Origin of the sequence: Streptomyces sp. WMMC1477 (genome assembly GCF_027460245.1) — a bacterium.
Taxonomy (GTDB): Bacteria; Actinomycetota; Actinomycetes; order Streptomycetales; family Streptomycetaceae; genus Streptomyces.
This window is the reverse complement of record NZ_JAPZBD010000003.1, coordinates 5,291,840-5,311,873: the sequence shown is the minus strand read 5'-3', so window position 1 is coordinate 5,311,873 and position 20,034 is coordinate 5,291,840. Positions and strand designations below refer to the sequence as shown.

The 20,034-nt window shown below is 70.9% G+C and carries 14 protein-coding genes; 2 read left to right on the top strand and 12 right to left on the bottom strand.

From position 1 onward, the window contains the following. Window positions 1-200 precede the first annotated feature (200 nt). The 9 genes from O7609_RS23210 to O7609_RS23170 form a co-directional block, all read right to left on the bottom strand. Window positions 201-1,385, bottom strand: a complete 1,185-nt coding sequence (locus tag O7609_RS23210; protein ID WP_269744181.1) for a DUF3631 domain-containing protein — start codon at window positions 1,383-1,385, stop codon at window positions 201-203. Continuing rightward, entirely contained in the window at window positions 1,382-1,732 is a 351-nt protein-coding gene (locus O7609_RS23205; RefSeq protein ID WP_269744180.1) for a hypothetical protein, read from the bottom strand. Before O7609_RS23205 ends, O7609_RS23210 begins: the two co-directional genes overlap by 4 nt. Next, window positions 1,729-2,634: a bifunctional DNA primase/polymerase gene (locus O7609_RS23200; RefSeq protein WP_269744179.1), complete on the bottom strand. Its 906-nt coding sequence runs from the start codon at window positions 2,632-2,634 to the stop codon at window positions 1,729-1,731. The genes O7609_RS23205 and O7609_RS23200 overlap by 4 nt, the downstream gene beginning before the upstream one ends. A gap of 90 nt (window positions 2,635-2,724) precedes the next feature. Then, window positions 2,725-3,021 (bottom strand): hypothetical protein, encoded by a 297-nt coding sequence (locus O7609_RS23195; RefSeq protein ID WP_269744178.1) that lies wholly within the window; start codon window positions 3,019-3,021, stop codon window positions 2,725-2,727. Between the two features lie 220 nt (window positions 3,022-3,241). Continuing rightward, complete coding sequence (locus O7609_RS23190; RefSeq protein ID WP_269744177.1) at window positions 3,242-5,350, bottom strand: hypothetical protein; 2,109 nt, start codon at window positions 5,348-5,350, stop codon at window positions 3,242-3,244. Window positions 5,351-5,352: 2 nt separating this feature from the next. Beyond that, window positions 5,353-6,906, bottom strand: coding sequence for a hypothetical protein (locus O7609_RS23185; protein WP_269744176.1), 1,554 nt, complete (start codon window positions 6,904-6,906; stop codon window positions 5,353-5,355). A 139-nt stretch (window positions 6,907-7,045) separates the two neighbouring features. Next, entirely contained in the window at window positions 7,046-8,074 is a 1,029-nt protein-coding gene (locus O7609_RS23180) for a DUF2637 domain-containing protein (RefSeq protein WP_269744175.1), read from the bottom strand. Next, window positions 8,071-8,349, bottom strand: coding sequence for a DUF6303 family protein (locus O7609_RS23175; protein ID WP_269744174.1), 279 nt, complete (start codon window positions 8,347-8,349; stop codon window positions 8,071-8,073). Before O7609_RS23175 ends, O7609_RS23180 begins: the two co-directional genes overlap by 4 nt. Further along, window positions 8,349-8,609, bottom strand: a complete 261-nt coding sequence (locus tag O7609_RS23170; protein ID WP_269744173.1) for a DUF6284 family protein — start codon at window positions 8,607-8,609, stop codon at window positions 8,349-8,351. The genes O7609_RS23175 and O7609_RS23170 overlap by 1 nt, the downstream gene beginning before the upstream one ends. Before the next feature lie 565 nt (window positions 8,610-9,174). Here O7609_RS23170 and O7609_RS23165 point away from each other — a divergent pair. Both O7609_RS23165 and O7609_RS23160 read left to right on the top strand, forming a co-directional pair. Beyond that, window positions 9,175-9,969, top strand: a complete 795-nt coding sequence (locus O7609_RS23165) for a GntR family transcriptional regulator (RefSeq protein WP_269744172.1) — start codon at window positions 9,175-9,177, stop codon at window positions 9,967-9,969. Beyond that, the gene (locus O7609_RS23160; RefSeq protein WP_269744171.1) at window positions 9,966-10,631 is read left to right on the top strand and encodes a YdcF family protein; all 666 of its coding nucleotides are present in this window, start codon (window positions 9,966-9,968) and stop codon (window positions 10,629-10,631) included. Before O7609_RS23165 ends, O7609_RS23160 begins: the two co-directional genes overlap by 4 nt. Before the next feature lie 302 nt (window positions 10,632-10,933). On the opposite strand, the gene O7609_RS23155 is transcribed toward O7609_RS23160, so the two are convergent. The 3 genes from O7609_RS23155 to O7609_RS23145 form a co-directional block, all read right to left on the bottom strand. After that, window positions 10,934-13,915, bottom strand: a complete 2,982-nt coding sequence (locus O7609_RS23155) for a DUF499 domain-containing protein (RefSeq protein WP_269744170.1) — start codon at window positions 13,913-13,915, stop codon at window positions 10,934-10,936. A 2-nt stretch (window positions 13,916-13,917) separates the two neighbouring features. Further along, window positions 13,918-16,638, bottom strand: a complete 2,721-nt coding sequence (locus O7609_RS23150; RefSeq protein WP_269744169.1) for a DUF1156 domain-containing protein — start codon at window positions 16,636-16,638, stop codon at window positions 13,918-13,920. A gap of 65 nt (window positions 16,639-16,703) precedes the next feature. Beyond that, complete coding sequence (locus tag O7609_RS23145; RefSeq protein WP_269744168.1) at window positions 16,704-19,865, bottom strand: helicase-related protein; 3,162 nt, start codon at window positions 19,863-19,865, stop codon at window positions 16,704-16,706. Between the last annotated feature and the right edge of the window lie 169 nt (window positions 19,866-20,034).

Sequence of the window (20,034 nt, the reverse complement as noted above, 5' to 3'; positions counted from 1 at the left end):
AGCGAACGACGGAGCAGGGCGTTGCCCTCTCCTCTGAGGTCCGCTACATCCGCCACGCCGCTACATCGCAGCTCAGCGGCGGGTTCGGTGTAGCAGGAAGGGTGCGTGTAGCGGCTACGTTCCCTCTTAGAAGCGGTCCGGCTGCCCCGGGCGGTGGGCTCGGGGCAGCCGGGTGTAGCCGCTACATCGGGCGGGGTGCGCTACACGGACACGGGCTGTGAGCTGGGGTGTAGCGGCTGGAGCGGATGTAGCGCGCTTTCCGGAGGGGGCGGGCAGTAGCGGGTCCAGGCGTCGTGCAGGTCCTCGGCGTGGTAGCCCTTGAGGACTCCCCCGGCGGTGCGGATGTTGCGGGAGGCGATCGGGTCACCGTCGGCGGTGACGTACTGGCTGAGCATCCGCGACAGCCGCCGGGAGTCCAGCGGGCGGCCGTCCAGGTCGGCCCAGGGGGCATCGTCCAGCGCGTTGAGCCGATCCAGGATGGCGACGGTGGGCAGCTTGTCCACTCCGATCAGCACGTGGTCACGCAGATCGGTCAGCAGACGAATGCCGAGGCTGGCCTTGTCGTTGACCTGGGATGCCTTGACCAGCGTCAGGCAGGCTTCCCGCGCCCGACGCGGCCAGTCGCTCCCGGCCGCGTCCGCCACTGCGATCAGCGGTTCCCACACGTCGGCGGGCCGGTCGGCCACCCCCTCGGGCAGTTCGGGGTAAGCGCCGGCCACCTGCTCCTGGATCGTCTCGGCCCAGGCAGCGAGCCGGTCGCGCAGCACGTTGCCCTCGGCGACGTGGATGCGGGTGCGGAAGGGCTCCACCTTCTCGTTGCGGGCCCGGCGGCGCATGCGGATGATGACTGAGCGGGTCAGGATCGTGTCCGGCAGCGAGCCGAGTCCGGCGACGGCCACCGCGCAGAACGACGGGAAGCCCTGCACCTGCTGGTTGGCACCGTCCCCCACGCACCGGTACATCACCCGGCCCCGGGTGTGCCCGGCGTTGAGGAAGCCACGAAGCTGCTCGTTGTCCCCGGCCTTGGGGCCGAAGACGGTGTCGATCTCGTCGAAGAGGATGGTGGGCCGACCGCCGTCGAGTCCGGCCACCGACCGGAACAGCGCGGCGGCGGAGGCGTCCACGGCGGCCATGGAGCGCGGCACCAGGGTTTCCACTACCTCCAGCGCCCGGGACTTCCCCGACCCTGGCTCCGGGGAGAGGAAGGCCAGTCGCGGGGTGGAGTCGAAGGCGTCCAGCAGGTGCGCGTGGGCGTCCCACAGGGTGACGGCGACGTAGGCGGCCTCGGTGGGGAAGACGTTGAAGCGCCGGTGGAAGCGCTCGACGGCGTCCAGCAGCTCGGCGCCGTCGAGGGCGGGTGCGCTGGTGGTCTGGGGTGTGGTCATGCAGCGGGCCTGCTTTCGGTGCGGTGGCGCAGGGGGCAGTTCTCGCGGTGGGTGGCGTGGGCGTCGATCAGGGCGAGGACCTGGCGGTGGCCGACGGCGCTGCGGTCGTGGCCGCACGCGCACCACGAGTGGGCGGTGGGCACCACGCCGCGGCCGGGGGCGGTGAGGTGCAGCCACGCCACGATGCAACGGCCGTCGCCACGGCGCGGGCCAGGACCAGAGCGGATGCCCTGGCGGGCGACGCCCTTTCGGTCGCCTCCGGCCTGCCGGGGTGCGGGCGGTGTGGCGGCAGTCGGCCGGTCGGGGGCGGGGAGGCTCTTCAGGCGGGCAGCGGCGGGGCGGCTCATGCGGTCCTCCGCTGCGGGTTGTGGGCGATGGACCAGTCCAGCCCGGAGCGGAGGGTGGCGCGGCACTCGGCCGGCGGCAGACCGGCCGCCTGCCCCGCTCCCTGAAGAGCCTCCTCCACCACGGACCGGAGAAGGTCGCCGGATGCGACGAAGCGCCCCAGGGCACGGGCGGCCCGCAGCAGCGCGGCGTTCCGCCCGCCCTCGGCCGCCGTGGCGACGGCCGTCGTCTCGTTGCGCAGCGCCGCATCCGCGTACCGGGACGCCCGGGTGGTGGCCGCCACCGGCACCACCGTTCGTGCGGGCCGGGGCGCGGGACGCAGGGCGGCCAGCAGCCAGGTAGGCAGCGGCGCCACCGGGCGGTCCTCGGTCACTGTGTAGCCGTGGCCGTCGACCGTGCTGCCGGGGGCGACGATGTACCCGCCCCAGGCCCGGGTGTCGATCTTGCGCGCGAGCCTGCCCTTGCTGCTGGGCAGCCGCACCCCGGCCGGGGCGGTGAAATACAGGTGCGCCCCGCCGCTTGCGGTCCGCACCGTCAGGGTGGCGGGGACGGCGTGCCCGGCGCGCTCGCAGAGCGCCTGAAAGTTGGCCACGCCGTCAGGCGTTCCGTCCGGCTCTTGGGGCTTGGGTCGGTCGAGGTCGACCACGACCAGCCCGGAGGGGCCGGTGGCCACCCCGATGCCGTAGGGCCGCTGCGCCCACGCCTGCCGGATGTGGTCGGGATCGGTGGTGGCGCGCTGCTCGGGCTTGCGGTGGCCGCCGGTGCAGCGGTCGGTGCGCGGGCAGCGGGCCTCGGCGTGCCCGGCGGGGACCTTGCTGCCGGGGCGGAGGGGGAAGACGTGCCAGCCGCGCTCGGCGGCGGACAGGGCGGCGGACAGCAGCGCGGAGCGTGCGTCATGGGTCATGCTGGAGACCTCCTGAGGTCTGTTGAGGACTGGGAGTGCCGGAGCGGGCCGCGCGATCTTTGGCGAGACGTGGGCGGCCCGCTCCGGGCGTCACTTGCCCTTGGGGCGGGCGAGTTGGAGGAAGGTGCCGATGCCGACCGGGCCCGCCAGGGTGCCCAGCAGAGCGGCGGTGCGGACGGCGAACTCGAACAGCGCCAGGGCGGCGGCGGCCAGGCCGATGAACCCGAACGCGACGGCCAACCCGACGGCGAGCGGCACCGCGTAGGCGGTGGCCCGGCGCCGCGGGGGCGGGGTGTGGACGATGACGATGGTGCGGTCGTCTAAGCGGTGGTAGAGGTCGGCGGGCAGGTGCGGGGCGAGGTGCCCCGGCGGCTCACGGTGGTCCATGACGGCCTCCTTGAGTGGTGGGTGTGCGGAAACGCAGAACCCCGCCCGGCGGGTGGCGGGGCGGGGCTCTGCTTGTCGTGCGTCTTGTCATCCGGCTTGTCGTGCGGGGTGTCGCTTGTCTTGTCTTGTCGCTTGTCGCGTCGCAGGTCACAAGCCGTTTTCGACCCTCACCGAGTCGTCTGGGAGGCTGCGTGCGGGTGGGGCGACAGGCGACAGGCGGTCACTGCCCGGTGGGGTTGTCGGGTGCGTGGCGGTGGTGGACGTAGCGGGCCTTGGTGCCGGTGCCGACGCGTACGGCGGTGCCGTCCTCGGTCCAGCTCTTGAGCCAGCCGACGACGGTTTGCCGGGTGGTGCCGTGCTCGTCGGCCAGTGCGCGGGCGATGGCGGAGGCTCCGGTGCCCTCGGGGCCGGCGGCGAGCAGGAGCGCCAGTGCCGCATCGCGGGCCGGGTTGTCCCCGGCCTTGAGGGCGGACAGGTTCAGCCCGCCCGGTGCGGGCAGCTGCGGCTCGTCCGGTTCGGTCGCGCCTGCTTCGGGGGCGGTGGCGAACTGGGCGTCGATCTGCTCACGGAAGCGCCGGGCGAGTTCCTCCTCGTCCGGTTCCGCGGTGGGCAGCTGCTCGCCGCGGAGGGCGGAGAGGTTCAGCCCGCTCGGCTGGTCGGTCCGCTGCCCGTGGCCGGTGGCGGCGGGAGTGCTGGGCTGGTCGCGCATCCAGGCGGTGCGGTCCGCGTCCCAGCGCCGGGCGTAGGCGTCTCCGGCGGCCTGGGCGGACGGGGCGTCGAGGGTGGGGCGGCGGTCGGCGGTGGCGGCGGTGATGTCGCGGATCTGGTTGGGCAGGATCCGCCAGGACTTGAACAGCGCGGCCGGGGACTCGGGGGTGCCCATGAACCCGGCGCCCTTGTAGGGAGCCTGGTCGACCCGCAGCCCGCGGGAGCCGGGGAACTGCTTAGACAGGTCCATGCCCTCGGTCTCTCCGCCGGTGAGCGCGACCCGGACCTTGGCCTCCCGGCGGATCATCAGGTTGCCCAGCACCGCGCCGGTGGCCCCGAGCGCGGTCAGGACGGTGCGGATGCCCATGGCGCGGGCGATCCGGATCACTTCCAGGATCTTGGCCGCCAGGGTGCGCGAGGCGCGGTCGGTGCCGGCCAGGATCTCCGCACCCTCATCGATGACCAGCATGATCTGCGGAATCCGCGGGCTGATGGGCAGCAGGTCGGTGTTCGCGCGGGCCATCAGGTCCTGGTAGACGGTCTTGCGGTGCTTGGCGACCCGCACCGCAGTGTCCAGCATCAGCGCCGCCTCCTCGGGGGAGGCGGCCAGCCAGTCCACTCCGGGCCGCATCCCGTCGACCGGTCGCCCGTCGCGGTCGAGGGCGGGGCGCACCCAGGGCAGGCCGGCCGATCCGGCGTTGAGGTCGATGACCCAGGTGAGCACGTCCTCTGCGCGGGCGAACCCGGCCAGGATCGTGTGGACCATGTTGGTCTTGCCCGAGCCGGTGGGGCCGACGACCAGCGCGCACTGCTCGCGCAGATAGGCGCGGATCTCCTCGGCGTTGGTCCGCAGTCCCCAGGGGATGCCGGTCAGGACCGACAGGGGGCCGTAGTCGGTGGGGTAGGTGACCTCCTGGGCGAGCACGTTGACGGTGGTCACGTCGACTAGGACGCGGCCCTGGTCGATGCCGGGGGAGGCGGTGGCGGTGCAGCCGTGCGGCAGCCGGGCGTCCGCCGACAGCTTGGGGGCCTCCCGCGCGATGCGGTCGTAGGTGGCCCCGCCGGGCGGCAGGTCGGCGTCCAGGGTGAAGCCGGTGCCGGTGGGCCACATCTCCACCGCCCGCACCCGCACGATGATCCCGCACACCCGCTGGATCCGGTCCACCCATTCGGCGGCGATGGCCCGGCGTTCGGCGGACAGGTCGGCGGCCACCTGCCGTTCGGCGGCGGCGATGGCCTCCAGCTCCCGGGCCTCCTCGTGCAGCAGGGTGGCGCGGGCCGCGGCGCCGACGCCGACCCCGAGGGTGGCCAGCGAGCCCAGCGCCGTCCAGGACAGCGGGCCGGATGCCATGGCCCAGGTGGTCCATCCGGCGCCGAGAAGCCAGGAGGCAGCCCGCATGCCGATGGTGCGGGCCGCCAGGCGGTCGCGGAGGCTGGTGACGGTGTGGCCGATCGCTCCGGCCACACCGATGGCGAGCGCCCAGCCAGGCGGCATGCCGGCGGCTGTACCAGTGGTGGCGACGGCGAGGCATCCGGTGGTGGCGGACAGGGCGCCGGTCACGGGTCCGTGACCGGCCGCCCAGTCCCACACCGGCCCCGTTGAGGCGGTGTTGGTAGCCATGGTCAGACGTTCCATCCCTTCTCGGCCTGGGGCCCGTTGCGCGGGTCCTCGTGGCGGGCGATGTCCTGTTCGTGGACCTGGCGGAACAGCGGGCCCATGTCCTCGGCCACAGCAACCGCGCTCATCAGCGCGCCGAACATGTCGTTGAAGCCGTCCGCCACCTCCTTCTCCAGCGGAAACTCGCCATCGGCGCGCTCGGCCAGAATCCGCATCACGTTCGCCACGCTCGTCAGCGCGGCGGGAAGCCCTTCGACCATGGCGAGGATCTCCATGGCGTTCTCGGGCTCGTAGCTCTGCGCCGCGGCCTCCATCTCGGCTGCGGCCTCCTCGAACCGGAAACCGGACATGCTCTCTCCCTCACTGGTTGTCGTGCCGGGTGCGGCAGGGACGGTGCCGACCGGGCGCTCGGCGGTGTCCCCGATCTGCTCGCCGTCGTCCGCCTCCGCCGCGGTCTCCTCCGTCTGCCGCTCGCGGATCGCCGCATCGCGGGCGGCGCGCTGCTCGGCGGCGGTGCGCGTCAGGCGGGCGTACAAGCGGCGGCCCGGGTACATCAGCCACGCCCAGCCCAGACGGCGGCCAAGCGGGGTGGTGACCAGCCCGATCAACCCGAGCGCTCCCGCCAGGAGCACCGCCAGCAGACGGCGGCCCTGGAACCGGGCCGCCGACCGCCACAGCGCCTTCCGCGCCCGCTTGCGGGCCGGTGCCGTGCGCACCGCCTCACGCTGCCCGTCCAGGTGCCGGGCCGCCGCGCGGTCCCGCGCCGCACGGGCCCGGTCCACCGCCTTGCGGCGGGCCGCGCTCGTTGCGCCCAGCGCCCTGGCCGCGGCCCGTCCGACCGGTCCCTTACCGGCCAGGGAGGTGGTACGGGCCCGGTGCTTCGCAGCGCGGCGGGCATCGGCCACCGCACGGCGCGCCCCGGTCGTCTCAGCCCGCCGCGCGGCCCATGTCGGGGCCGCCCCACGGGCCGCCCGCGCCTGGGCCATCCGTCCGCCGACGCGGCCCGGCCGGATGCCGGCACCGGCGGACGCCGTGCGGGCCTTGGGCAGCGATCCGACCCGGCCCGAACCGGCAGCCCGGTGGACGGCCTTGCCGCGAGCACTGGTCGTGCCCGCCGTACTGGCTCCGTGCCCCGCGCCGTTCCTCTTGCTCAGGCTGGTCGGCTGCTTTTGCAGCGGTACCCGGCCGGTCCCGCCCCTGCGGGCACCGCGCGGCCCCGGTGCCGCTCCGCTCGCCGTGCGGGCGGTGCCAGTGCGGGCGGTCCGCGCCGTACCGCGCTGCCCGCGCCGGGTACGCGCGGCGGCGGCCGTGCCAACGACGACCGCGCCCGTGGCGGCAACGGCCAGCGCCGCCGGTCCGCCGACCAGCGCGGCGGCCCCGAGTAGGGTGACAGTGGTGTTCGTGCCGGTCACCGCGAGCGGAACGACCGGCCAACCGCCGGGCGTGTGCTCCACCTCGGCGGCCGACGCGGGCGCCGACTGCTCGGGTGCCTGCTGCGGCGGCGGTGCGTCCGGCGGGGCCTCGGGGCCCGCTACCGGTGTGAGAGTGGTGTCGGTCATGCTGAGTGCGCTCCTTTGCAGGGAGTTGCGGGCCCGGCCGAAGCTGTGGAAGGTGGACGGCCGGGCCCGTGCGATAGAGCAGGTGAAAACGGGTCGCTAAGGTCACGCATGCGCGAGTGGGTGGGGGCGCTGAGCCGTATCAGGGCCTACCGGCCAGCGCGGTGCCGTTGACCGGCCGCGCACCGCCAGCCGGGGCGGCCTGGTCGCGCAGCTCCTGGTAGCGGGCGGAGACCCAGCCGATCGACCAGCCGCACAGCTCGGCCGCGGCCCGCACCGGCAGCCCCTCGACGAACGCGGCGTGCACGATCCGGCGGGACCGGTCCTCGGGCAGCTTCTCGTTCACGGGCCCGCCGGCCAGCAGCGCGGCGCGTTCACGGCGCTCCCGCTCGGCCCGCTCGGCCTGTTCCCGGCGGGCGGCGGCTTCCCGCTCCCGCCGCTCGGCTTCGCGGCGCTCGGCCTCCTCCCGCTCGCGGCGTTCACGCTCCCGCTGGGCCTGTTCACGTTCACGCTGCGCGCGTTCACGAGCCTCCCGCTCTGCCCGTTCGCGGGCCTCGGCCCGCTCCCGTTCCTCCCGCCGGGCCCGCTCCTCTCGCTCGGCCTGCTCGCGGGCGAGACGGGCCTCGTGTTCACGCTGTTCACGCGCCAACTGGGCGGCGTGCTCGCGCTCCTCCCGGGCCCGCCGCTCGGCCGCCTCCTCACGCTCGCGGGCCGCCTGCTCGGCCCGCTCCCGTTCGGCGCGCTGCCGGGCCTCCTGTGCTTCCTGGGCGGCGGCGATGGCGCGGCGGTAGGCCAGCCCGGTCTCGGCGGTGACGATCAGCAGCAGCGGCGCCACCGCGTGCACCGCCACGCCCACCAGATCCTTCTTCAGCGCGGAGTCGGCCACGTTCAGCGCCAGGGTCATGGCGCCGGTCATCCACCGCAGCACCACCGGCCACCGCCCGCCGTGCCCGCCGAGGCCGGCCAGTACGGCGTCCAGGCGGACCACGATGACGACCGCGGCGTCCACCACCAGCGGCAGGATCGGCGCGGTCCAGCCCCACCCGGGCGGGGTGTGCTTGGCCATGAGCGGGGTGACGGTGAGGATGGAGTAGAGCATCGCTCCGGCCACGATCAGCCACGTCCCCACCGACAGGGCGCGCTCGGCTGAACGGATCTGAACGCTGCTCATCCGGCCGCCTCCCGCACCCTGGTCGCGGCGATCAGCAGCACCGGCGAGGCGGGGTCATCGTGGATTTCGCTGTCTTCCACCCACGTCCATTCGGCGTCGTCGGTGAGCGTGTAGCCCAGCGCGTTCAAAGCGCGTGAACGCTCCGCCCGGGTGGGCGCCGTGGTCCGGGTGCCGAAGTCGTGGTCGGGCCAGGGCTCCCCGGTGTTGAGCAGGGCGACGTACAGGTGCCACCGGCCGCCGCGGGTGGCCAACTGCGCGGTGAACGTGTCGGCCATCAGGCCACCTCCGGCGAACCGGCGATGCCCTGGTTGGCCAGCACCCGACGGGCGGCCAGCACCCGACGGCGGGCACGGCGCAGACGGCGGGCGTCCAGCTCGGACGGCACCCGGTCCAGCACCGTGATCTGCGCGTCCAGCAGCTCGACCTCGGCCGTGATGAGCGGCATCTCGGCGTCGATCGCGTCCAGCTCGGCAGCCGACGGCTCTCCGCCGGCCGGGTCAGCGGCAACCGCCTGGAGTGTCATGCTGTGCTTCATGGGTCGTGGATCCCTATCTACAGTGGAACGGCCCAGCAGAGCGGCCCCGGTGTTGCACCACCGGGGCCGCGGCCGTAGAGCAGGAACATCCGGCTCCCCACGCCCCGCCCGTACGGCGCCGCGCAGAGCGCGGGACCAGACGGGCGGGGGAGGCAACCGGCCGCAGCGTCAGCCGCTGCGGTGCCAGGTAGAGGGCGGACCGGGGTACCGCACAGACACCGTCGACCGGTCCGTCACGGCGGTGTCCATCGCTTTCGTCGGAACATCAGAGCTCCTGTCGGTCGCAGGGAAGGTGATGTGCTGCAAGGGGGACCGTGTCCCCACCCTCCGGCCGTTGCTCGCGGTCACCGGGCCACCTCACCAGTCGGGCCGAAGCCCTGTCCTCTGGCCTTGTCGGGCGGTCCTGCAGCGTGTCCGCCCTGCGTTTCGGAGCAGCACAAAGAAGGCCCCCCGAAGCTCGCTGTCCTAGGACTGCGATCCGCTGAGCAAGACGATGACGCACAGTCCCAGGACTGTCAACAGTCCTGGGACTGTGTTTCACTGGCGGTGTTGAGAGGAGTGCTACATGGCGCCTAAGTGGCGAGAACTCGCTGACCGACTGGCCGAAAAGATCAGGGCCGGTGAGTACGCCCCGGGAGATCAGCTACCCCAGATCAGGGAGCTGGTCGAAGCGGGCGAAGGCTCGAAGTCCACGGTCCACGCGGCCTACAAGGCCCTGGAGGCCGAGGGACTGGTCACCTCGTCGCGCGGCCACGGCACCGTGGTGCGCCAGCGGGCACCGCTCAAGCGGCTCGGCATCGCGCGGTACGACAAGGCCAAATGGCGCGACGGCGACGAGGTGGCGTTCATCGCGGACCGAGTGGCTTCCGGGCGCGCGTACCGCCGAAACGAGCAGACGCAGACCGTCAGCCGGGTGAAAGCGCCGGTGATCGTTGCTGAGGCGCACGGCTTGCCGGAAGGCGCGGAGGTGTACGCCCGTGCACGTGTGGTCAAGGAAGGCTCCCAGCCCACGCACACGCTGACCAGCTACTACCGCCCCGAACACGTCGAGGGAACACGCATCGTCGACCCGACCCCGGGCCCCGCCGGCCGCGGCGGCGGTTTCCGCGTCCTCTACGACGCCGGATACGAGATCGACCACATGCAGGAAACGCTGTTCGCACGTGTCCCCACGGCGGAGGAAGCGCAGCTCCTCCAGCTCTCACCGGGCGAGTGGGTGGTGGAGCTCCACCGCACCACCTTCACCGCAGACGGGACCGTGGTGGAGTTCGCGATCGGTGTCCACGCAGCAACGCGCTTCTCGTGGACATACGACTTCAAGGTGCCCGACTCGGCAAACGACGGAGGAGAGTCCAAGTGATCTCGGATCAGGAGCGGGCGGACGCTCAATGTCTCTGGGACTTCCAGCAGATGGGACACCAGGTGCGCCCCTGCTCTGTCGCCATCGGCCTCGGCAGCCACGATCTCGGCGTGGCGGACACCACCGCAGAGCTCTACCACCGCGGCATGGCGCCGCTCATCGTCTTCACGGGCGCGACCAGCCCCACAACGCGCGACCGCATGCCGCGGGGCGAAGCCGAGCACTACCGCGAGCGAGCGGTAGAGCTGGGCGTGCCGGCGGAAGCGATCCTCGTTGAGCCGCACGCCCGGAATACCGGAGAGAACATCCACTTCTCACGCGCACTGCTCGAAGAGCACCGCATCCCCGTTTCGTCCGTCCTGCTGGTCAGCAAGCCGTACGAGGAACGGCGGGCCTACGCGACGGCCTGCAAGCTGTGGCCCGAAGTCGAGTGGGTGAGCACATCCGCCCCCATGTCTCTGACCGAGTACGTCGACTCCATCCAGGACGCACGCTTGGTAATCGACATGCTGGTCGGCGCTCAGCAACGGCTCATGATCTACCCTCGGCAGGGATTCATGGTCGAACAGCACATCCCTGACGGCGTGGCCGCGGCATACCAGCGGCTGCGAGGCGCGGGCTTCACAAGCCGGATCGTGCCAGACAGCGTGACTCAAAGCTGATCAAAATGCCGAGCAGACATGCATGAAGAGTCCGGACTTCTGGGCCGTCAACGAACAGAAAAGGGAAGCGACCAACGAGTCACGTTACGGTCGGCCGCACCAGTGCGGCCGGTCATCTCCACAGCACCATGAAGCACCTTATGAGATGTTGAGTAACAAATTTTTCATACGGGCTCAAGTATTGCTCGCTCTACTCGCCATGCGCAGGCCCGGCTTCGCGCCGGGCCTGCGCCCCTGTTGCCGTCTCGCTTCACTCCAGCGTCCACCGGCCGCGCATCTAGCTATCTCATTTTCCGACCAGGTCAGAAGTCGTCGTCCTCGATCCGGAAGCGTGCACCGGCCTGCTCCGCTTTCTGCTGAATCGAACCCTGCGCCCCCTCTGCAGTGACCAGTGTGACGTTCAAAGTGAGGAGCTGATGGTCGGCGTCTGAGTCGATGACCTTGCTCAGCTCTTTGAGGAGTTCCCACGCTTGGCTGCGCGCATCGGATGCAGTAATGCTGCGGTTGGTGAGCTCAATGATGTACCGCTTGAAGGCAACCGGCTCTGAGGCGGCACTCGGTGCACCGCTAGCAGCACCGGCTGCGTCGATCCCACCGGTTTGTCCCGCCGTGGACCGGTACTGCTGGTCATCGCTGTCGGCGGGCAGCGCGCCCTCCTGCCAGCCAACGGGAACGTCTCGCTGCTGGGGCAGTGTGGCCGTCGTGAAGCTCCTGGCCGCTGCGGCGGCGGACACAGCCTCGGGGGCCTCGACTGCGCGGCGAAGGCTCTGACTGATGGAATTGATGGATATCTGGCCATCGGAAGCGATGGCGAGCGGATTTCCGTCGGAGTCGACCAGCTCCCACCCCTCGTGGAGTAGGGCGAAGACTGCCCTGCGTATGTCATCGGTAGACGGGACCAGGGGGAAGGAGGGGTTCTTGTAGAAGAACTGAACGACCTCACGAGGGGTCAGGGTACGTTCAAAGGTGTCGAGCAGGGTGGCGAGGTACTCGGCCGAGAGACCGCCACTGGTCGTGGCACGACCGGCCTCCACCAGCGCGGACCACACTTGGTCCTCGCGCAGCGAAGATGCGCCGTCCCCGTCGAACCGTTTGAACTCCACATGGAGCCCGTCGGCGGCGCGCACCAAGTAAGCGTAGTGCTGGAAGGCCTTCTCTATATCCTTCTTGAGCTTGTCTTCTGCCTCGGCGGTCTTGGCAGTGGCCTCGCGGTACTCGTCGACATCCTCTGGGTCGATCTGCTTGAGGACATTGCGCCAGGCGAGGACCTCCTTGGCACGCTTGCGCGCTACGTCCCGCCGCTGAGTGTTCACGCAGGCCACGGTGCAGCTGGCGGCGTTGTCCACACGGAGGGCGTCAGGACCAAGGCCGAACAGCGCGGTGATCTCGGCGCGGCTGCGGGTGTCCTTGCCGTTTAGCAGCGTCCAACGGCGCAGGTCGAGCACTACCAGGCGGGTGGTGGCCGAGTCCACGCCCTCAAAGGTCCGCGCCAGGTCGATGGTGCCGGTGGCGGCCGGGGCATCGATGAAGTGGATCTCGTCGAAGGTCCCCTTGTGTGCGAGTTTCTGCGCCTTGTCCCAGAGCAGCTTCTCGCAGGCCTGCTGGTCCACTAGGGCGTGGCAGGCGGTGTAGTACATCCGCAGCGTCTGTTTGATGGACAGGTAGTAGCGGGCGGGTGCGTTGGCGGGTTGGGTGATCTCCAGTGCACCGAGGCCATCCTCGCCGGTGAGGGCGTTGAAGATCTCCTCAGCCTCGGTGTAAGGGGTGCCGAGGGCCGGGGCCGGTTCCAGGATGGCGGCGAGAAGTTCGGCCTTGACCGCGCCCCGGCCGGTGCGGGGGCGGGCGACCATGGAGTAGCAGAACAGGGCGGTGGCCATACGTACGGCGGGGTGCTGCTGGCCTGCGGTGACGCCTTCGGCGCGCAGTCGGCGATCGATGGTGACCGCGCGCCCAGCGGAGCCGTCGCTGCTGGTGATGTCGGTGGTGGCTACCGAGCGGTAGCCCTGGACGGCCCGGTCGTTGTTCATGAAGAGGCCAGAGGACAGCAGCTGCTCCAGGGCGGTGGTCAGCGGGATATCACCGACGCCGATGAGGGCCGGGGCCCAGCGTCCGGCCTGGTGCTCGGTGACCCAGTACAGCGCGGTCCGGGCGAAAATGGCGACCGTGGAGCGCACTCGCTGAAAGTTTTGGACCCGCGACCACTCCTCGCGTACCAACCGCATCAGCTCAGGGTGGAAGGGATAGCTGACCGCAACCCGCTCGGCGAACCCGGCCGTCCCGCGCCCCGGGCCGATCCTGTCGAGGACCTTCTCCTGCCAGCCCTCCTGATGCGCTGCGGCGTATTGCTGGGCCGTCTGCGCGGCCGCGGCGCTCACATCGGCCGATTCGAACAGGCGGCGCCGGATGATGGCGGTGAAGTCGTGGGACTCGGTGACCGCGACTCTGCCATCGGGGCCGTTGCGCACCAGCCGCTCGGAGACGTAGCTGCGGAAGGCCTCGGCCTGCGGAGGGTAGCCGCGCTCGTCGAGTTCGCTGCGAATCATGACCACGACGAGGGCAACTCGGGGCACGTCGTCGCACACGTCCATCAGGGCGTTGAGGAACGCCTGCTCGCCGGGCATGGAGGCGATGTTCGCGGGCTCGGCGAGCTGCAGGACGTAGTCCATGAGCTCGTCCAGCAGGATGAGCACCGGGCGTCCCACGTCGGTGAGTGCCTGCTGCAGGGTGTCCTTGTTCGGGCCGCCGTTGACGTATCGCTGGTAGCGGTCCATGTCGCCACCAGTCAGCGACCACAGGAACCGCTCGAACAGGTTGGTGGCCGGGCCGAAGATCTCGCTGGTCCTGCCGGGGCTGAAGTAGTCGGCGGTAAGAACGACAGTCCGGGCGTCGGCCAGGTCCACGTCGGCGCCGCCCTGCTCAGCTTCGTCGCGGACCCTGCGGCCCAGCTCCGTGGCGAAGAACTCCTGCGGAGAGTGGGCCATGTGGTAGAGCCCGACCAGGGCGTGGCTCTTGCCTCCACCCATGCCCTGGTCGAGGTGGAACAGTGCCGCGCGGTCGGCGTCGGTTCCCAGTCGGCGCGCGATGCGGCCGAAGAAGCCGACGAGGTTCGGGGTGGGCTGGGTGATGTCGCTGTAGTAGTCGACCTTGCGGTAGGGCACGTCCACGGTCTGGTAGACGGCCTTGTGCAAGCTCATCTGCAGTTCCCCGACCGAGCCGTCGGAGTCGGTGACCTCGGGCCGCAGGGTCAGCAGGTCCGCCCAGTGCGCAGCGGTGCCGGTCGACATGCTCAGGCCTCCTCATCAGGCATGGACAGGGCGAGCTGGGTGACGGGCTCGCCGGGGGCGGATGCGGCGGCGCGGTGCGCCAGGCTGGTGATGGTGGCGGCGTTGCGCTGCACGGCGGTCAGCGCCTTGGCGACCTGGTCGCTGGGCGGGAGCTGTGCGACGATCTCCCCGACGACCGCCCACAGGTGTGCGTCGGTGGGCTGGCGTTCGCAGTGGGCCAGGACCGCGGCGACGCCTTCGGTGGCGTTCTGGTCCCATGCGGCGGCCATGGCCCGGACCACCTCGAAGGCCGAGGATTGCTCGTCGACGGCGTCCGGCGCGTCCAACCGCAGTCGGTAGCCGCTCTTACTCTCCGTCAGCAGCGCGCCGCGCAGGTCCTCTAGCCGCAGGTTGTCAGCCTGGGCGAGGAAGCGCGCCTCACCCTTAGGGACGTCCGAACGTGCGTACAGGCGCTGCCAGAAGACGGCGAAGCGGGTAGGGGCGTCGAAGGTCTCCAGCGGCAACTCGTCCAGCCTCAGCGCGGTGGCATCGCGGACGGCGGTACGCGCCAGCGTCAGGTAACGGTCGAGTTCGGCCCGGCTGCCGTCGGGCTTGAGGATCTTGGAGTAGCGGCCGTAGATCTCCATGGCCGGCCCGTAGGCGGCCATGAGCTGGTCGGTAAGGGCCAGGCCGTCGCGGTCCCACTCCCGGGCTGCGGCCTTGACCCGCTCGGTGACCTCGCGGTCGACCTGGGCGGCGGTGACGGCCGGGCGGCCGGGAGCGGCGACGCGGCAGCCGATGGTGACCGTGACCTTAATGCTGGCCACACCGGTCGCGGCCGTCTCGGTCCTGGAGGGCCAGGAGCTGGTGACCACGAAGCCGGCGTCGTGCAGGGCGCCGAGCAGGCGGCGCCAGGCGTCGGGGTCGGAGTGGCCGAAGACGACGACGAGGTGTCCGTCCGGGCGCAGGACACGCCGGGCCTCGCCGAAGGCGCGGCTGAGCATCTGCTCGTAGAAGTCGCGGGTGCGGTGCTCGCCGGAGGCGTTGCCGTTCTTGACGATGATTTCGTCGGTCTTGTCCTGCAGTCCGTCGTGGCCGGCCTGGTCGAACAGGTCCGGCATCAGGTTCCGGAGCGTCCGCCGCAGCCAGACGTAGAAGAGGTCGGAGGCGTCGGCATAGTCGATCATGTTGTAGTACGGCGGGTCCGTGATCACGGCGTCCACGGAACCGTCCCGGAAGGGCAAGGCGACCGCGGAGGCCTGGCGGAACCGACCGGGGCGGCCACCAGGCGACTCGGCGAGCACCTTCTTCAGGGCGTTGAGGCCGCTCTCGCTGACGCTGGACCAGGTACCCGGCCCATTGCCTGGCCCGGCCTCGACGTAGTCGAAGTTGAAGGAAACCTTGCTCTCATTAGAGAAAACGTGATCGACCTGTGCGCGGTTCTGGGCCGTGCCGTTCGGGTTGCCATGAGTGCGTAGCTTGGCGCCGCGGGTGGCAACGCGCAGCTGACGCTGGAGGTTCGCAGCAGCGTACCCGGCGAGGGCCGTGGCGTACTCGGGGCTGACGCCGGCCGCGATGCAGTCGGCGGCCACCTCCTGGATGGCGCGGGCGGTCGCGACGAACTTGGCCGTCTGGCGCGGGTTCATCAGGTCGCCGTACGTGCGGTAGCCGTACGCGCTGGCCCGCACCGTGTGGTTGTTCCCTTCGGGTATGGCCTCATCCGGCGCGGCGCGCAGGCCGGACAGCGGCGGAAGCTGCGACAGGTCTACCGAATCCGCAGCAGAAAACTCCCGCTCGGAAGGCGCCCTGAAGACCTTGCGAGATCCCTCAAGTTCCTCACCGACGGCCAGCAGCGCATCGCGGTACTGCCCGGCCTGCCCCATGCGCTTGACCGACTCCAGGGTGTGCACATGACCGCAGGTGGGGAATGGGCACCGCGCGCTCTTGCCTCTCTTGCCGGCGGCGGCAGCGAAGGTCGGCTCCTGCAGCGGCGGCCCCTCGATCACCTCGGTGCGCCAGGTGTCCTGCTCGACAACCAGCTGCAGGGCCTGCCCGTCGTCCTCGGTGCGCCGGTACGGGTGCCGCAGGACCATGGAGCCGATCAGCGGGAAGCGGCGCCTGCAGTGGTCGCACGGGATCGTGACCGCCCACACGTAGGCCCACGGGAAGGCCCCGTTGTGGCTGCGCGGATACAGCGGGGACACCGCCTCCGCGACCCGGGCCCCGACCTCGGCCATGACCAGTCGGACGTCCTTGAGCAGACGGGGTACGGCTTCGCCGAACAGCGCCTGGTCTGCCGGAGGCTCCGAGAAGGGAAGTTCGGGCTCTGCAGACCAGTCGCGCAGCGGGTTGTCGGCCAACAGCCGCCCGGCCAGGGTCGCCACCGGACTGAGATCCGTGCCGACGGCGGTCACCCCCAGGCGTGCGGCCTCCAGCGGGAGGATGCCGCGCCCGCTGAACATGTCCAGAACCACCGGGCGGCCGACCGGGTACTGGGCCTCGATGGCCTTCCGCAGGCGCTGCTGGGCTTCGGTGTCGCCGCTCTCGACCGCCTTCTCCACATCACCCTGGAGGGCGGCCTGGTTTGGCAGCAGGGCCGTCAGCACGGCCGCGCGGGCCTGGGCGATGGGCCGGGAGGCGAACCAGGTGAACAACGCCTTCTCACTGCGCCCGGAGCCGGCCGGTGTACCGACCGCGGCGTCGACCGAGGCGCATGGGAACCAGCGGTCGATCAGGCGGCTCACCGTATCCTCGCCGCCGCTCGGCGCGGCAGGCGGGGTACTCGCCGAGGACGCCTGCTCGATAGTGGTCACCGCTGTTCTCCCATCAGCCGACGCAGGTCGGCAACCTTGATCTGGAACCGTTCGATACGCCGCGGCCCGCTGGCCAGCAGGCCGGCTGGGTCCTGGACCCGTACCGCAACCGCGGGAGCAGTGGCGCAGTCGACCACGACGTACAGCCAGTAGTCCTGGCCGCGCTGCTGTGCCTGGGCCCACTCGTGCTGCTCCAGCCACACCGGAGCCAGGCCCGCCTGCAGGCCCTTGACCTCCACCAAGCGCTGTTCGCGGGTGGTGCGGTGCCGGGCCAGCAGGTCGTAGCCCACCCCGGCGCTCTGGCGGTCGTCCACGTCGAAGCCGAGCCGTTCCAGCTCGGCCAGGACGGCGGCCACCGCAACCGCCTCGCTGTCGGGGTCGTAGCCGAGCTGGTCGGCGCGGGCCTCACCGACCACGTACGCCCAGCCGACCAGGCGCGGAGCGCTCTGCCCGACCCTGCTGATGTCGTCGAGCTGAGCGAGGCGATCGCGCTTGAGCTCCCCGAAGCGGGCCATTCGCTCGCGCCGTTCCGGAGCGGGCAGGTCTTCGAGCTCGTCGAGGTAGCGGTACTCGACCTGGTCGAGCTGCCGACGCGCCTGGTCCACCCACACCTCCCGCTCGGCGCGGGCCCTCGCGGCTTCGCGAGCGAGTGCCGCGCGGGCTTCCTGCTCGGCGTCGTGGCGCAGCGCGGGGGACAGCGGTGGTGCCGCCCGGCGGGCAGTTCCGCTGGGAGCGAGCAGCATCAGGGACTCCCAGGCGCTCTCGAAGGCCCCGGCGCCGGAGTACCGGATCAAGACCGGCGACTTGCGCCGTCGGCGTCGGATGCCGTCATGGATCTCAACCTCGGCGTCGTAGACCAGCAGGGTGTAGTCGGTCAACGAGGCAGGGTCGGTGAGAACCGTGCCGCGGACCAGGTCGCTCTCGCCGATGCGCAGGGCAAGGTCGGTCAGTTCGTGAAACGGCTCCTCGGTGGGACCGAGCACAACGACGTCGTCCAGTCCCTGGGCGCCGTCGTTGACAGCCTTCCGGACCGAGGATCCGTCAGCGGCCACCAGTGCCTCGTGCGTGCCGCCGAGCGCCGGCGGGAGCAGCCGGGTAGCGCTCAGGTGGCGGATCCCCTTGGCCGGGCCCGGGCCCGATCTCCAGTGCTCGGCGAAGGCGAGCTGGTCGACGAAGCCGTCGACGATGACCGGGTTGATCGCCTCCAGGCGGTCGCTACGGAACCGCTCCAGTGCCGCCTCGGTGTTTGCCGGCGTATGGAGCCGGTTCTCGTCCCTGACCAGCTCCTTGGCCGTGGCAAGCAACGTGGCCACCGCAGGGACGGCAACGTCGCGGCCAGCCTGGGCCTCGGTAAGAGCGCGGGTGTAATCGAAGCCGGCGCGGTCGGCAGTGGCGTCCATCAGGTCGAAGATCCGCCCATCGAGCGACTCTCCGGCGGCCTGGAGGTTGCCCAGCATGACCTCCTGGACCCGCCCCTCGCGGGTCTGCGGCGCCACCAGGTGGTAGATGTGCACGGCCTGGGACTGGCCGATGCGGTGCAGGCGGCCCATGCGCTGCTCAAGGCGGACCAGGGACCACGGAATGTCCCAGTTGATCATCACGTGGGCGGACTGCAGGTCAATCCCCTCGCCGCCGGCGTCGGTTGAGACCAGTACCTGGAACTGTCCGGTCAGGAATCGCTGCTGGAGTCGATCCCGCTCGTGGTGGCCAACCGCGCCCTGCAGCACTTCAACGCTGTAGCCGGCCCAGTCGAAGCGCTCGGCCAGCCAGCGGGCAGTATCGGCGAACTCAGTGAACACCAGCAACTGCCCCTGTCCGGGCGCGATGCCATGGACCGCTAAGAGCTCCTGCGTCCGCAGCCACTTCGTGGACAGCCCAGAAGCCGTGGCTTGCTCAATCGCAGCCAAGACCCCATCGACGGCCATCAGTTCACTGCCCTTGTCCCGACTGCGCGCGCGAACAAGAGCCTCCTCGGCCCGCTGCCAGGCTTCGTCGTCCTCTACCCCAAGGTCGACCGTCCCGTTGCTGCGGGCGAATTCCTCGGGCACCACCGCGCCCGTCCGACCCGAGGCCGGCCCTTTGAGCGCTTCCGCCCGTCGCCGGACCGTCGCGGCCGCGGCCACCAGAGAGGAGGCCGCCCGCTTGCCGTAGATCGAGCGGGCCAGCGTCGCGTTCTCGCCGTAGTGGGCATCCACGTAGTCCATGACCGCGGTGTAGGCCGCCACCTCCGGGCCGCTGAGATCCACCGGCACCGTTTCGGCGAACCGGGGTGGGAACAGATCCGTACCGTCGAAGCCCTTCAGCTCCTCCTTCATCCTGCGCAGGAAGGACAACGTCGAGGGCTTCAACGCCCTGTCGTACTCGGACTGCCGCGGATCCCAGGGGTACAGCGTGGGGTCCAGCAGATTGAGCAGGGCTCGGAAGTAATGCTCCTTGCCTCGGTGCGGGGTGGCGGTCAGCAGCAGCAGGTGGTGTGAGCGGTTCGCCACTTCCCGCGCCGCACCCAGGTACTGGGAGGTGGGCGTCAGCCGGTGCGCCTCGTCGAAGACGGCCAGCGACCACGACGCCCGGGCCCCGGAAATCGTGCGGCGGACGTCTGCGTTGTGCGTGTACAGATCCAGGCTTGCTACCCACACGCTGACCCGCGGGTCCAGATCCCGGGGACTTCTGGCGATCTCGCCGGTCACCGTCGCCGCCTCGATCGCGAAGTAGCGGCGTAAGTCCCGCTGCCACTTGGCCACCAGGTGCGCTGGCACGACGATGATTGTCCGGCCCGGCACCAGCCCACGCCGGGTGCCCTCGGCGATGTACATCCCCGTCATGATGGTCTTGCCGGTGCCCGGCTCGTCGGCAAGCAGAAAGCGCAGCCGCGGCTGGGCGAGCATGTGGCTGAACACCGCCTCGTCCTGATGCGCGTACGGCCGCAGCGGGCGGGTGGCCAGCACAGCGGATCGGATACGGGGAACGGCGTACTGCATCCACCAGCCCCACAAGCCCGCCAGCGCCCGCCCTGGATCGCCCCTCCCGTCGTTGGCCGGCACCGTTGCCGCACGCAGCTCGGCATGACCCAATACCACGTCGGTGAGCGTGCCGTTGCTGCGCCGGACAACGAGATCGGCGCCATCGACGGTGGGCACTGCGGCAACGACGGTGACCATCTCGCCGTCGATCCGTATCTGAACGCCAGTAGCCGGAAGTCTGTCTGGTCCGGCTGTACTCACAATCTTCCCCGTCCCCAAGGTTGCGTCAGGACTGTAGGGGATGGAACCGCCGTGCCATAACTCTGCGTAGCCAGCACGCAGCCCCCAGGAACCGTATATTAACTTA

Excerpts from the sequence above, each read along its gene's own strand:
- O7609_RS23210 (WP_269744181.1), bottom strand. The coding sequence starts at position 1,385 with ATGACCACACCCCAGACCACCAGCGCACCCGCCCTCGACGGCGCCGAG.
- O7609_RS23205 (WP_269744180.1), bottom strand. The coding sequence starts at position 1,732 with ATGAGCCGCCCCGCCGCTGCCCGCCTGAAGAGCCTCCCCGCCCCCGAC.
- O7609_RS23200 (WP_269744179.1), bottom strand. The coding sequence starts at position 2,634 with ATGACCCATGACGCACGCTCCGCGCTGCTGTCCGCCGCCCTGTCCGCC.
- O7609_RS23195 (WP_269744178.1), bottom strand. The coding sequence starts at position 3,021 with ATGGACCACCGTGAGCCGCCGGGGCACCTCGCCCCGCACCTGCCCGCC.
- O7609_RS23190 (WP_269744177.1), bottom strand. The coding sequence starts at position 5,350 with ATGGCTACCAACACCGCCTCAACGGGGCCGGTGTGGGACTGGGCGGCC.
- O7609_RS23185 (WP_269744176.1), bottom strand. The coding sequence starts at position 6,906 with ATGACCGACACCACTCTCACACCGGTAGCGGGCCCCGAGGCCCCGCCG.
- O7609_RS23180 (WP_269744175.1), bottom strand. The coding sequence starts at position 8,074 with ATGAGCAGCGTTCAGATCCGTTCAGCCGAGCGCGCCCTGTCGGTGGGG.
- O7609_RS23175 (WP_269744174.1), bottom strand. The coding sequence starts at position 8,349 with ATGGCCGACACGTTCACCGCGCAGTTGGCCACCCGCGGCGGCCGGTGG.
- O7609_RS23170 (WP_269744173.1), bottom strand. The coding sequence starts at position 8,609 with ATGAAGCACAGCATGACACTCCAGGCGGTTGCCGCTGACCCGGCCGGC.
- O7609_RS23165 (WP_269744172.1), top strand. The coding sequence starts at position 9,175 with ATGGCGCCTAAGTGGCGAGAACTCGCTGACCGACTGGCCGAAAAGATC.
- O7609_RS23155 (WP_269744170.1), bottom strand. The coding sequence starts at position 13,915 with ATGTCGACCGGCACCGCTGCGCACTGGGCGGACCTGCTGACCCTGCGG.
- O7609_RS23145 (WP_269744168.1), bottom strand. The coding sequence starts at position 19,865 with ATGGTCACCGTCGTTGCCGCAGTGCCCACCGTCGATGGCGCCGATCTC.